The sequence below is a fragment of the Corynebacterium kozikiae genome (assembly GCF_024580965.1).
In the GTDB taxonomy this organism is placed as follows: Bacteria; Actinomycetota; Actinomycetes; order Mycobacteriales; family Mycobacteriaceae; genus Corynebacterium; species Corynebacterium kozikiae.
Map to the genome: position 1 here is coordinate 1 of NZ_JANIKJ010000029.1, position 13,737 is coordinate 13,737.

The following is a 13,737-nucleotide window of genomic DNA, read 5'->3' on the forward strand; positions in this document are numbered from 1 at the left end:
CCCCGGGGTTTTTCTTTTGGTGGGGGTGGGGTTGGGTTTGGGGTGTTGGGGTTTGGTGTGGGGCGCTCTCGCGTTGGTCGATAGGACGCGTTGGTAGAAAGCTAAAAGTCGATAGGACCCGATTTTCCCTCTTGGAGGGCCTTCCTATCGACCACCGCAACGCCCTATCGACTTTTAGCTATCTACCAACGCACAAAACCAACGCCAAATTACCCCTGCACCCTGCAGCTCTGCAGTCTCGGCTCTCCGGTTCTCCGGTTCTCCGGCTAGAAAACCCGCCGCCACAAAGCCCGCCACCAATGGGTTACACATGATAGTAGTTGGCCAGAGGCGGTGGGGGTGTGAGCTGCGCCAAATAGGAGGTGGCAAAAACTTCTTAAAAAAATGCCTTTGACTAGCGGATTTGTTCAGGTGCGGAGCTTGCTTGTATATTGTGAAACGTCGCCTTACGCGGCAGGCCCCCATCGTCTAGCGGCCTAGGACACTGCCCTTTCACGGCAGCGGCACGGGTTCGAATCCCGTTGGGGGTACGGAAGCAATTCCAAAACAAAATAAGGCCCTGTGGCGCAGTTGGTTAGCGCGCCGCCCTGTCACGGCGGAGGTCGCGGGTTCGAGCCCCGTCAGGGTCGCATTATTCTCCCAGAACAACATCAGTTGTTCTGGGTTTTGTGTTTGTGGGGAAAATTTCACACCGCCATATCTATTAGTTTTGGGGTGTGATCTGTTAGCGTTCTTCTTGATTCTGATTTTTCTATAGATTGCCGCTGAGAATTTAAAAGAATCTTCAGTGGTGAGCTTGGAAAATTTTGTCCCAAGGAGAATAAATGAACAAATTTGCTGCAAAGTCAGCCGTGGTGCTGACTACAGCGTCCCTCATGTTGGCAGGCACTCCACTTGCGGGTGCCCAGACTAACGGGATTCCAGATGGTGATCAGCACAACGTCAACGCGAACACCAAGATTCTGCCAGTGGTGGAAGGTGCAACGGCGGAGTCTACGAGCGATGTCACCAAGCGCCCGTGGTCAGACGTGGAAAACCCACTGGTTCACCTGAACGGCCAGGACAACGCCAATTACGGCATCCGCTGTGTGGTTGACCAGCCTCGATACAACATTGGCTACACCGGTTGGCTGGACATGCAGGAAGTTGTACGCGCATGGAATGTGTTGCGTGAGCAGGGCATGGAGCGTGCGGTAAGTTACTCCGAGCGGATTTCCCTCGCCGGTGTGAATTACTACTTGACGTCCCTCGGTCAGGCTCCCATTGTCTGGAATGGCACTGACGCAGCAAAGGCATCGGCGCAGGACTCCCTGGATTGGATCGTGGCGAATCCTCAATTTGCAGCTGCTGCTGGCCCCGCAGCGGTTCTGATTCAGCGCATGATTGCGGAGCCTGAGTTCAAGGATTCTTTCCTGTCTAAGGAAGATAACTACAACTACTGGCTGGATCACTTCATGGATCTTGCCGTTGCTTCCGACTTTGATATCTCCTTCAAGGTAGACCCCAAGGTGGTGACCGTTGATGAGGCGAAGGTCACGGATATTGCAGCATGGACTGCTGCATACGAAGAAGCTAACTACAACACCGGAAACGCAGGTCAAAAGGCCTTCGCCGAGGTCATGCGCCCCTACGAAGCGGTGTACCTCAAGCAGGGTGGCACCCTCAAGGACGGCACAGTTGCTGATCCAGGCACGATTGTGATCAAGTTCCGCGTCAAGCAGAATGCCATCGCGGCAGGTTATGAGTCCCAGGCGGACTACGAACAGTGGGTCAACTTCGCGCAGAACCTCGGTGTTCCGGTGGAAGATCCAGCTACTCGGGCAGAGGTGCTGGCGCACTACCAAGCTTCCGTAACTGGAGGCCAAACTGGTGCTGGCCGCGATGTACTTGCTCGCCAGCTCGACCTGGCGTACAACGGTGCTGATCATGAGAAGACTTACAATGATCCGAACACTTGGCAGGCCCCCGTAAACGAGCCCGATGAGCTCGTTGAGCTGAGCATCACCACCCCAGAGGGTCTGCTCACCGTCACCGAGGAAAACTACCGCATGGTGGACGGCTTGGATCCATTGAACTCCCGGGTATTTGAGGGCAGCAACCCTCGTGTGATCGGTGATTTCCGTCTTCCGTTCTCCGATGATGCAGATGTTCAGGCAACAATGGCCCAGCGCTGGGATTCCACCTGGAACATCCAGTTCAATCAGCAAACCAACAACCCTGTGCGGTATGAGACGCGTACCGACGTCACCATCGACCACCGTTACGTAGCTGTCAATGCACAGGGTGAGCCGCTTGATAGGGCCCTGCCTGCGGAGGTGTTGGCCACGCTTCCAACCCGCTTGCAGGATCAGTCTCTCGACGCTGCCAAGGCGTACGCTCCAAGCGCGCTGCCTGCGGTGGGCACCAAGGTGGAAACCTCGGTAGGCACTTGGGAGTTCAAGGGTTGGAACAATGGGACGCCAGTGCAGTGGACCACCTACGGTGAAGTTGGTGCGGCTGGGGATAATGCAAACGACCCCAACTACAACGCTCACGAAGCATATGTGCTCAACGAGGTGGCACCAATTAGTGATGGAGTGACGGACTGTAAGTACCGCTGGTTCGAGGGCTCTTGGCAGTTCACTCCGAGCTCCACCCCGGAGCCGACCCCAGAACCAACGCCAGAGCCAACTCCGGATCCAAGCCTGCCAATTATTCCAATTCCAGTGCCAATTCCGGCACCGGGTACGAACACCCCGTCGGCACCTGGTACGCCTGCGCAGCCGGTGCAAACCCAGCCTGCGCAACAGCCCGCGAAGGGTGTGGCCAAGGGCGTTGCTAAGGATGCTCCAGCGCAAAACCGCCAACTGGCAAGCACTGGTGCAAGCGTCGTTGGCCTGCTCGCGGCAGCCGCACTGCTCACCGCCGGAGGCGTGTTCCTGGTGCGCAAGCGTCGTAATAGCTAAAGGCTTGTTTGCCTAGTGAATTGCTAGGTGACATGCAGGGAGGCTTGGAGGAATAGAAATCCTCCAAGCCTTTCTGCTTTTGCCACGCAAAGCTGCCCAGTGAAATATCTGATGACCTGCTAATTTGTTTGGATTCAATTCGGTATTGTAAGGTTATCAACCGTACCAAAGAGCGGTTTTCTGCACGGTGGTACACGCATGACTGCAAAGTCATACGGCCCTGTGGCGCAGTTGGTTAGCGCGCCGCCCTGTCACGGCGGAGGTCGCGGGTTCGAGCCCCGTCAGGGTCGCACGGTTTGAGTAATCAAACCTGTGGCGCGGTAGCTCAGTTGGTAGAGCGTCCGCCTGAAAAGTGGAAGGTCACCAGTTCGATCCTGGTCCGTGCCACCAAAGCAAAGAGGTCCTCTTCGGAGGGCCTCTTTTGTGTTTTCTGTCTCGTGTGGATGTTTGCGGGTGCTTAACAACAGCTTTTGAATAAAAATTGATTCTTTAGGTTATATTTAAGTTGTTTGTTTCCCTACGGAAAGTTGCCGGGAATCCACTTCAGACATTTCGCCCTCTGGGGCGAGTGAGGTGAGGCAACTCCGGATGTCCCTGAAAGTTGAGGCAATGAAGCGTCCCTCATCACTATTGCGCAAGGCACTGGCTACAGTTGCCGCAGTCGCTGTATCGGCAACTGCAGTAGCGATCCCCCAAGTAGCTGCGCAGACTCCCGTTCCGCCAACAAGCGGCTCGGAAACGTCGGTCAGTTACACGGCAGGTAAGGCCCAAGGCTCGTATGAGTGGGGTCTGATCGGCAACGTGAAGCTGCCTCAAGGCAACGCCAGGTATGTATTCCCCTACGGCGTTGGAGTGAATCCAGTTACCGGAGATCTCTGGGTCTCTGATTCCGGAAAAGTCGGTTGGGGCCGCTTAGAATGTTTCCAAGTTGGCTCGTTCAGTGCACCATGCCAGGGTGGCGATCCACGCGTGCTGCGTTTCGACGACACCCAAGATGCCCAGGTGGTATCTGATCTTGGCGCCGACGGCTCGTACACCAACCCCGCAAACACTGGGCAAACCTCAGGCTACGGTTCCCGATTTGATCTTGCTCAAACCATCCGCGATGGCGTTTTCACTAGCGCGAGAACGCCAAACACTGAACATGGCCCTCGTGGCATGGTAATTCAGCCCAACGGTGAAGTGTGGGTAGTTGACTCCGAGCAGCCAAATGTCCCCAATCAACGTATTAAGCGCTTTAGCGCGGATGGCACGCAACTTCAAGGCGCGGGCACCAGGGGTGTGTGGAGTGATGGAATTCGGCCAGGAAATTTCCGTAATGGATATTCAACCTCTCTCGCGTTAAAGCCAGATGGCAATGTGGTGGCAAACGCTGAGGTGGCTAACTCGTTGGTGCAGTTTACGAGCGACGGCACCCCAGTACCAAGCATTTTGCTGAACAATGTCACCCCTGCTGAGTTTCAAACCGCAAAGGGCGATGCTGACCACAACCCCAATGGCGTGGCCGTCGATCCTGTCACAGGTGACTACTACATTTCCCTGGTGAACTTCCGGGAGTCCGCGTACGTCAGCAACAACAGGCCTTACCTATGGAAAGTTGGTGCAGATGGTGTAACAAACCTTGGGCGTATCGGCGAGGGCAGGTTCAACGTCACTGGTGACGTGATGTTCGGGCCGTTTGTGAATACCGTGGAGAATTCTGCAAATTACCGCAACGTGTTTGCTTGGTCGCAGCAAATGAATGCTATCCAGGAGTTCACGCCGGAAGGTGAATTTGTTCGTGAATGGAGGCAGGGCAGCACTGCTCAAGATAATGCCCAACAGGGTGTGGATACTCTCACAGCGAACCCCCAAACAGTTGCGGTTCCAGGTATCCAGATTCCGCGTGGTCTCGCGTGGGACAAGAACGGATACATGTTCCTCACTGCAAACCAAGGGCAAACTGCTCAGGGCGTGCGTATCCTAGCCCAGACCCCACGGCCAATCACCAAACTCACTGCTTCCAAGCTCTGCAAGGACGACGGTCAGGATTACCTGCTTTCTTGGGACCACTTGGAAAACGCAACCCTTTCTGTAGCTCCTACGGAGGACTACGTGGTGGAGCAATCTACTGATGGTGGAACAACCTGGTCCGTAGTTCCCACGGAGAAAAGCACGAATAAGTACCATCTGGTGACTGGGTTGGCTAACGACGTCACCAATTTGCGTGTATCCGCATGGAACGGTGCTGGTAATGGTGACTGGCTTTCCGTGGATGTGAAGGACCGTGAGTGTGACACCCTGAACCTGGAAAAGAAGGGCACCTACAACGTTGATGCCAAGGAGATCCAGTGGACAATCAGCGTAGATAAGACGCTGAGTTCCGCAACCAGCAAGGTTGACGATCCGCAAGCTCCCGCAGGCGTGAGTCCTGAGAACACCACGGCCCCTCAAATCACTGCTACTTTGACCGAGCTCAACGACACGGTTGACCAAGGCCTTTCCTTCACCGAAGGCACAACTCACCGTGATCCCTTGACGCTGACTCAGGGAACCCCAGCGATTGATCTGACTAGCAACGACGATCAACAAACCGCAGTCGGTTCCGCCCCCACCTGGGTAGAGGAAACCTCCATTACCCAAATCGCCGAGGGGATAACCGAGGTGACCCCTCAGGTGATGGGCCTAAAGGTCACCAATGAGGCCGAGGCCAAGTTCCAGGTTGATGTTGCTGGGCAGTCACTTACCCTGACTACGAACAAGGCTCGGGCTTGGGTTACTCCAACTGCGGAAGCTGGTGTGAACATCACAAAAGCCGGAACGCTGAACGACGCCCAGACGGAGATCGTGTGGGCGATCACGGTGGAAAACACCGGCGGCACACTGCTGGAAAATCTCACCTTTACGGACACCATGGACACTGGGGAGAAACCAACCATTCCAGCAGACGCGCCTCAGAAACTCGCCCCAAAGGAACTAGGGACCTTTGAGATCAGAACTCCCGTTACCGAAGCTCAGCGCGTAGCTGGACAAGCCGCGAACTCCATCGCCGTGACGGCAGGTGTTCTAAATACACAAGCAACAGTTACTGCTACCGCTCAAGCAACGGTCCCGCTTGAAGCATCTCCGAGCATCGCATTGCAAAAGCAGGGTGAGCTGAACGCTGACGGCACGCAGGTTCTCTGGACAATCCGAGCAATCAACAACGGCAACGTCACCCTGCAAAACCTCAAACTTACTGACACCCTGGTGGATGCAGCCCCGGAAACTTCTTCCGATATCAAGTCTCTTCCTGTGGGAGACAGCGTGGAATGGAAGGCCACTACCACCGTGACGGAAGCCCATCGCCTCGCGGGCAAGGTGGTCAACGAGGCTGTGGTCGTAGCAGCCTTCAAGGATAAGCCTGTGCGCGATACCGCTAAAGCGGAGGTCTCCACTACGGCAAACGCGAAGATCACGGTGACTAAGGAAGCAACGACGATCACCGAGCAGGAAATCACCTGGACCATCAAGGTAAAGAATGAGGGAGATGTCACGGTCAACAACCTCGTTTTCGACGACTCGCTTGCACCCAATGCCATTGATAAAATCGATTCCCTCGCACCTGGCGCCGAAGAAACTCGCACGGTAACAACGCCAGTCACCGATCAGAATCGAGCGACCGGTAGCGTCACCAACAACGTGGACGTACGAGGCAGAATTAACGACGCGGCCAACACCGTAGTCTCCGGCGCGGCTTCCGCGACCGCAAAGCTGCCACGTAGCGAGCTGACGGTGAGCAAGCAGGGTGTCTACAACACTGCCACCGAAGAGATTGATTGGACTATCACCGCCAAAAACACTGGCACTACTGAGCTCACCAACGTTGAGTTGAAGGATGAACTGGCCGGTTTGAGCGCTCCTGCTGCAACTTGGTCAGGTGATGAGGGAACCCTGAAGGTAGGCGAGGAAGTGGTGTTCACCGCTTCGTCCCCAGCAGAACGCAAGGATGATCCATACACGGTGGACAACACCGCTGAGGTCTCCGCGCAGAGCTCTACGAATCCTTCCGTGAAGGCGTCAGGTGCGGCAACCGTTGCGGTGCCGGAAAAGGAAGTGCCTCCCACCACGGAACCAAGCACTCAGCCAACCACGGAACCAACCACCGAACCAACCACCGAACCCACCACGGAACCAACCACCGAACCAACCACCGAACCCACCACCGAACCCACCACCGAACCCACCACCGAACCCACCGTGGAGCCAACCACCGAACCAACGGTTCAGCCGGAGGAGCCTCGGATCTCCGGTCTGCCGATTATCCCAATTCCTGTCCCAATCCCAGGGGGCGGGAATGGAAGTAGCAACGGCAGCACCGGTGGCGTTGCAGGCGGCAGCACCCCGGCGCAACCTGCACAGCCTCAGACTGGCGGGCAGGTGGGCGTCGGTAGTGAAGCCGCGCCAAGCCCTAGCCCTAGCCCAAGCCCGAACCAGAACCAGAGCCAAAACCAGCCGCAAACGCCGGTGAAGCGCATCTTGGCGAACACTGGCGTTCAGGGAATCGGCATTGTGCTGGCAGCGGCGAGCCTGCTGGCGGCCCTTGGTGCTGCGCTGTACCTCGGTGCACGCAGGAAGCACTAACGGCTACTGAGTGAGGTGAAGACCCGCGGTTGTTCTCATTAGGGGAACGCCGCGGGTTTTCGCTGCCCGCGATGGCACAGCCTCCGGATTTCCCTGCACGCTGACGTCGGCCTGCGTAGAGTGGGGCGCATGGAAATTGAAGTACGCAAGGATGAAGAAAAGAATCGTTTTGTGCTCACTGTTGACGGCACCACGGCCGGATTCGCCGGGTTCGTGGACCGCGAAGGCACCCGCAAATTCGACCACACGGTGATCGAGGAGCAATTCCAGGGCCAAGGTCTTTCCAAGCCGCTCATTCAGCAGGCGTTGGACTACACCAAGGACGAGGGGCTGCCGTACATCGCAACGTGCTCTGCGGTGCAGCACTTCATTGAGAAGAACCCAGAGTACAAGAGCTAGCACAACAAACGCCTGCCTCGCCCCACAGTGAAAGGGGCAGGCAGGCGTTGCTGCATCAGGTGTTTAGATGTAGTAATCCGGGTCCACGAGCTTGATTCGCTCGCCTTCTTTCCGGGGGCGCGCTTGCGCGGGGATACCGACGGCAATGTGGTTAGCGGGAACGTCCTTGGTCACCACCGCGTTTGCGCCAATCGCGGAACCTTCACCCACGGTGATGGGGCCCAATACTTTGGCGCCTGCGCCGATGGTCACGTTGTTGCCGATGGTGGGGTGGCGCTTCGTTTGGGTGAGTACCTGCCCGCCCAGGGTGACACCGTGGTAGAGCATCACGCCGTCGCCGATCTCCGCTGTTTCGCCAATCACAATACCCATGCCGTGGTCAATGAAGAAGCGGCGGCCAATCGTGGCCCCTGGGTGGATTTCAATGCCGGTGAGGAAGCGGGTGGCTTGGCTCAGGATTCGCGCAACTCCCCGGTGCTCCCTAGTCCACAGCCAGTGAGATACGCGGTGGGCCCAGATGGCGTGGAGGCCCGAGTACACGATGGCGTTTTCTAGATCGCCGCGCGCGGCAGGGTCGTGCTCGCGGGCGTTGGCCAGATCTTCGCGGATCGTTGAGATGATGCGGTACATGGGAAAAGAGCCTATCAGCTTGGGCAAACACACAGGCGCCTAGGTGAATAAAAATACCCACCCCATGGGAAATGAGGTGGGTATCTGGGGTGCGGGGATTAGTCGCGGATGTCGTCAAACAGCACGGTGGAGACGTAGCGCTCACCGAAGTCTGGGATCACGGTGACGATGGTCTTGCCCTCGTTTTCTGGGCGAGCGGCCAGCTCAAGAGCAGCCTTCACGTTTGCGCCAGCGGAGATGCCGCCCAGGATGCCTTCCTCGGTGGCCAGCTTGCGGGAGGTCTCAATGGCGTCCTCGTTGGAAACGGTGAGCACGTCTTCGTAGATCTTGCGGTTGAGCACCTCTGGGATGAAGTTTGCGCCCATGCCCTGGATCTTGTGTGGGCCAGCCTTGCCCTCGGTGAGCAGTGGGGAAGCGGCAGGCTCCACTGCGTACACCTTGATGTCTGGGTTGTGGCCCTTCAGGGTCTCACCAGCGCCGGTGAGGGTGCCGCCGGTGCCAACGCCTGCAACGAAGATGTCGATGTTGCCGTCGGTGTCATTCCAGATCTCTTCACCGGTGGTCTTGCGGTGGATCTCTGGGTTCGCCTCGTTGGCAAACTGGCGAGCCAGGATGGAGCCCTCGCGCTCAGCAAGGATCTCGTTGGCCTTGTCCACGGCGCCCTGCATGCCGGCTGCACCTGGGGTGAGCACGATCTCTGCACCATAAGCGCGCAGCACCACGCGGCGCTCGATGGACATGGTCTCAGGCATGGTCAGCACAACGTTGTAACCGCGGGCAGCGCCAGCAAGAGCGAGGGCGATGCCGGTGTTGCCGGAGGTAGCCTCCACGATGGTGCCGCCTGGCTTCAGCTCGCCGGATGCCTCGGCGGCGTCGATGATCGCCTTACCAATGCGATCCTTCACGGAATTCGCGGGGTTAAAGAACTCTGCCTTCACGATGACCTCGCCTGGCAGATCCTTGGTCAGGTTGTTCAGGCGGATCAGCGGGGTATTGCCGACGGTGTCCAGAATGTTGTTGTAAATCTTTGCCACGATGGCTCCTTTTGCTCTAATTGGCTTCCTGCCGCAGCTCAAGGCCCAAACTGTAGGGTCTGTGCCGCGGGCATGCAGCCCACAATACAACGCCCTGGACAAAATTGCTAGACCAAGTGGTCTCTTTATTTAGACCTCTTTGTCTAGATTGCTTTTCGGGGAACTTCCCGACGCCCCCAAGGCCGCACTTCGGCGGTGACTGGGAGGGGAAATTGGGCGGCAGGGGAAGTGCAATTGTTTGCATGGAAACTGGGCGGCGCAGATTTGCTACCTGGGGATGTGATACTGCTTACCATTTCTCCACAAAGTGCCATTCGGGCGGTGGGGAAGTGGGCAGGCGGCATGGGGGCGTTGTGGTTTTGAGAGTTCAGCAAAGGGGTAGGTTTGCTGGCCTTGCATGCATAAAAATTATTGGCAAATCCTCTGGTGGTTGCACGCATTGAGGTGGGATGATGTGGCGAACCCTCCTGCATAAAATGGCAAGATAGCTTACTTTTACATATTTCAGGCTTGTGAAGGCGGGGAATCTGGGGGCGGTTTCCCTCCCCCTTTTTCTTTGGAAAACGGTCATGCAATGTGCATTTGTGTACGCGGAGGGGGTTTGGTTGTCCCCCCATGGGAAAGCTATACTGACGCCACATTGAAAAGGTTTCACCCTCATATGGGTATCCCCAAATGGAGTGGATTTCACCCACCACCAGCCCTGCGGGAGCCCCTCATAGGCCAGTGAGGGTGATCGATCAGGAGGTTTACCGTGGAGCCCGCACGCATCAAGGAAGATGAAGAGGCGATCCGCACCGCATTGGCGAGTCTTAAGAACGCCACCGGAATCCCAGTGACCATGTACGCACAGGTCCTTCCAGATAACCGCCTCCTCATGAGTTCTTGGATTGGCCTGCGTACTCCTGCGCTGCAGAACCTCACCATTGAGGCCGGCGTGGGTGTTGGCGGGCGCGTGGTGAAAACCCGCCGCCCGGTAGGCGTGAGTGACTACACCCGCGCCAACGTGATCTCCCACGAGCTGGACTCCCTTATCCAAGACGAAGGCCTGCACTCCATTGTTGCTGTTCCCGTGATCGTGGCCCGCGAGGTCCGCGGCGTGCTCTACGTTGGTGTGCACTCCCCAGTGCGCTTGGGGGACAAGGTGATTGAAGAGGTCACCATGACCGCCCGCATCCTAGAGCAGGAGCTCGCCATCAACGCGGCTGCGCGCCGCAATGACGGTATGCGTGCCGCCACCGGAGGCAAAGGCCGCATGATGAACTCCGCCGAGTGGGAGCAGATCCGAGCCACCCACTCCAAGCTGCGTATGCTGGCCAACCGCATAGAGCAAGAGGACATTCGCCAGGAGCTAGAAGACCTCTGCGACCAAATGGTAGCCCCAGTCCATGTGAAGCAAACCACCAAGCTTTCTGCGCGTGAGCTGGATGTTCTCTCCTGCGTTGCGCTCGGCCACACCAACGTGGAGGCCGCGGAGGAAATGGGCATTGGTGCGGAAACGGTGAAGAGCTACCTGCGATCCGTAATGCGCAAGCTCGGCGCACATACCCGCTACGAAGCCGTCAACGCGGCCCGTCGGATTGGCGCCCTACCCTAAGCCCTAAGCCCTAATCTTAGTTGCCTTCCGCGGCACTTCCGCGCTGGCCACCTGGGACCCAGAGCACGTCGTCACCGCCGTTGGCTACCCTGCAGAGGATAAATAGCAGGTCAGAGAGCCTGTTGAGGTACTTGGCGGGGAGTGCGGAGGTGGTGTCGGGGTGCTCGTGCGTGGCTACCCAAGCTGCGCGTTCAGCTCGGCGAGCAACTGCCCGTGCCGTGTGCAGCAGCGCCGCGCCGGGGGTGCCGCCGGGCAAAATGAAGGAGTTGAGGTTGGGCAGCGTCTCGTTGAATGAGTCGCAGTCCGCCTCTAGCCGGTCGATGTATTCCTGAGTGATGCGCAGCGGAGGGTACTTGGGCTCCGGCTCGATGGGCGTTGCGAGGTCCGCGCCGGCGTCGAAGAGCTCGTTTTGTACGCGCTTGAGGGTGGTGGCCACGGCATCCGGGAGGTTGCCCAGCGCGATTGCTACGCCGATCTGCGCATTGAGCTCATCACATTCCGCATAGGCCGCCAGGCGGGCATCGTTTTTGGAGACGCGCTCAAAATTCGCCAGCGCCGTGGTGCCGTCGTCCCCCGTGCGGGTATAAATCTTTGTCAAGTGAACAGCCATGGCTTCCACGCTAGCGATGAAACTTCGCGCGTGCGCGGAAATGGGAAATGCTTGCATTGGCAGTGAGCTCTAGCAGTGAGTGGGCCCATGTGTGAGCCCGCGTGGGATAGGGTGGGGAGCGTGAAAGATCGCTTCCTTGTAACTGGCGGAGCACAACTGCGCGGCGTAGTAAACGTCTCCGGCGCAAAGAATTCAGTGCTCAAACTCATGGCAGCAGCGCTTTTGGCGGAAGGCCGCACCACACTGCGTAACTGCCCCGAAATCCTCGACGTCCCCTACATGAAGCGCGTGCTCGAGGGCTTGGGCTGCCAAGTGGAGATCAACGGTGACACCGTTGTAATTGACACCCCAGCAGAAACCTCCCCGAACGCTGACTTTGACGCCGTGCGCAAGTTCCGTGCCTCCGTCTGCGTGCTCGGCCCTCTTACTGCCCGCTGCGGCCGCGCCGTTGTTGCACTCCCCGGCGGCGACGCCATCGGTTCTCGCCCGCTGGACATGCACCAATCCGGGCTGGAAAAGCTCGGCGCAACCACACACATTGAGCACGGCGCTGTGGTTGCCCAAGCCTCCAAGCTGCGCGGCGCGAACATCAGCCTGGACTTCCCATCCGTGGGCGCCACCGAAAATATTCTCACCGCGGCGGTGCTCGCCGAAGGCACCACGGTGCTGGATAACGCCGCACGCGAACCAGAGATCTTTGACCTCTGCGAGATGCTCAAGCAGATGGGCGCGAAAATTACTGGTGAGGGCACCTCCACTATCACCATCGAAGGCGTGGAAAAGCTCCACCCCACCGAGCATGAGGTGATCGGCGACCGCATCGTGGCCGGCACCTGGGCATATGCGGCGGCAATGACTCAAGGCGACATCACCGTCACCGGCATCGCCCCCCGCCACCTCCACCTGCCGCTGGAAAAACTCAAGGTAGCCGGCGCGCACGTGGAAACCTACGACCGCGGCTTCCGCGTCCGCATGGACCAGCGCCCCCTCGCCGTGGACTACCAAACGCTGCCTTTTCCCGGCTTCCCCACCGACCTCCAGCCCATGGCCATCGGCATCTCTACCGTTGCCCAAGGAACATCCGTCATCACGGAAAATATCTTTGAGGCCCGTTTCCGCTTTGTCGACGAACTCATGCGGCTCGGAGCGGATGCAACTATCGACGGGCACCACGTGGTCATGCGAGGGGTCACAGGGCTCTCCAGCGCTCCCGTGTGGAGCAGCGACATTCGCGCTGGAGCAGGCCTCGTCCTAGTGGCGCTGTGCGCGGACGGAGTGACGGAGGTACATGACGTCTTCCACATCGACCGCGGCTACCCCAACTTCGTGGAAAACCTCCAAGCGCTCGGCGCAACCATTGAACGAGTGAGCACTACCGATCAATTTTAGGCCTGTGGCCTGGGGGTTTGTGTTGTTGGTTGGTTGTGTGTAACTTTATGTGGGTCGCCGCGACCGACAGCGCCCCTTCACCTTTGTGTTTGGTGGAGTGTTGGCGGGAGGAAAACGTGCGGTTGGCGAATACCTTTTTCACTGCTTTTGGTGGCTTGCCTTTTTTGTGGGTTGGTTGCTGGGGTGTGTGGTGGTTGTTTGAGAACTCAATAGTGTGCCAATGTACTTAAAATATTTTTGTACTTTATTTTTTTGGTTTTGTGTTGTGGTGTTGACCGGGCAAGTGTGGCTTGCTTGTGAAAATACTTATAGCTAAAAACTGTTTTTTGTGTGTGGGGTTGTTCCTCGTCGGAGCCTCACACGCTTTTATTTTTTGCCAGTTGTTGGGCTTTCCAACAATGTTTGCAAGGGAATTTGTTTTTTCTTGTTTTTTGTGGAGAGTTTGATCCTGGCTCAGGACGAACGCTGGCGGCGTGCTTAACACATGCAAGTCGAACGGAAAGGCCTAAAGCTTGCTTTGGGTACTCGAGT

General features: G+C 57.5%; 8 protein-coding genes, 4 tRNA genes and 1 rRNA gene. 10 read left to right on the top strand and 3 right to left on the bottom strand.

Going from position 1 to position 13,737, the window contains the following annotated elements:
* Nucleotides 1-457 precede the first annotated feature (457 nt).
* From NQ018_RS10775 to NQ018_RS10805, 7 genes are all read left to right on the top strand, one after another.
* Nucleotides 458-530 (top strand) — tRNA-Glu (locus NQ018_RS10775).
* 25 nt (nucleotides 531-555) lie between these two features.
* Nucleotides 556-629: transfer RNA gene (locus NQ018_RS10780), tRNA-Asp, on the top strand.
* A gap of 195 nt (nucleotides 630-824) precedes the next feature.
* The gene (locus NQ018_RS10785) at nucleotides 825-2,945 is read left to right on the top strand and encodes an LPXTG cell wall anchor domain-containing protein (protein WP_257060930.1); all 2,121 of its coding nucleotides are present in this window, start codon (nucleotides 825-827) and stop codon (nucleotides 2,943-2,945) included.
* Nucleotides 2,946-3,161: 216 nt separating this feature from the next.
* Nucleotides 3,162-3,235, top strand: a tRNA-Asp gene (locus NQ018_RS10790).
* Nucleotides 3,236-3,259: 24 nt separating this feature from the next.
* Nucleotides 3,260-3,335, top strand: a tRNA-Phe gene (locus NQ018_RS10795).
* A 198-nt stretch (nucleotides 3,336-3,533) separates the two neighbouring features.
* Nucleotides 3,534-7,547, top strand: a complete 4,014-nt coding sequence (locus NQ018_RS11710) for a CLIPPER-2 domain-containing protein (RefSeq protein WP_257060931.1) — start codon at nucleotides 3,534-3,536, stop codon at nucleotides 7,545-7,547.
* 129 nt (nucleotides 7,548-7,676) lie between these two features.
* Nucleotides 7,677-7,946, top strand: a complete 270-nt coding sequence (locus NQ018_RS10805; protein WP_257060933.1) for a GNAT family N-acetyltransferase — start codon at nucleotides 7,677-7,679, stop codon at nucleotides 7,944-7,946.
* A 63-nt stretch (nucleotides 7,947-8,009) separates the two neighbouring features.
* On the opposite strand, the gene epsC is transcribed toward NQ018_RS10805, so the two are convergent.
* Together epsC and cysK are read right to left on the bottom strand one after the other, a co-directional pair.
* Nucleotides 8,010-8,576 (bottom strand): serine O-acetyltransferase EpsC, encoded by a 567-nt coding sequence (epsC, locus tag NQ018_RS10810; protein ID WP_257039236.1) that lies wholly within the window; start codon nucleotides 8,574-8,576, stop codon nucleotides 8,010-8,012.
* 98 nt (nucleotides 8,577-8,674) lie between these two features.
* The gene (gene cysK, locus NQ018_RS10815) at nucleotides 8,675-9,610 is read right to left on the bottom strand and encodes a cysteine synthase A (RefSeq protein WP_257060935.1); all 936 of its coding nucleotides are present in this window, start codon (nucleotides 9,608-9,610) and stop codon (nucleotides 8,675-8,677) included.
* 754 nt (nucleotides 9,611-10,364) lie between these two features.
* On the opposite strand from cysK, the gene ramA reads away from it, so the two are divergent.
* The gene (gene ramA, locus NQ018_RS10820; protein WP_257039240.1) at nucleotides 10,365-11,207 is read left to right on the top strand and encodes an acetate metabolism transcriptional regulator RamA; all 843 of its coding nucleotides are present in this window, start codon (nucleotides 10,365-10,367) and stop codon (nucleotides 11,205-11,207) included.
* A 16-nt stretch (nucleotides 11,208-11,223) separates the two neighbouring features.
* Here ramA and NQ018_RS10825 read toward each other — a convergent pair whose 3' ends face one another.
* A complete protein-coding gene (locus NQ018_RS10825; protein WP_257060936.1) occupies nucleotides 11,224-11,817 on the bottom strand; it encodes a cob(I)yrinic acid a,c-diamide adenosyltransferase in 594 nt (197 codons plus the stop codon).
* Between the two features lie 120 nt (nucleotides 11,818-11,937).
* On the opposite strand from NQ018_RS10825, the gene murA reads away from it, so the two are divergent.
* Both murA and NQ018_RS10835 read left to right on the top strand, forming a co-directional pair.
* A complete protein-coding gene (gene murA, locus NQ018_RS10830) occupies nucleotides 11,938-13,206 on the top strand; it encodes a UDP-N-acetylglucosamine 1-carboxyvinyltransferase (protein WP_257060937.1) in 1,269 nt (422 codons plus the stop codon).
* Nucleotides 13,207-13,636: 430 nt separating this feature from the next.
* Nucleotides 13,637-13,737: ribosomal RNA gene (locus NQ018_RS10835) — 16S ribosomal RNA — on the top strand; the annotation flags it as partial.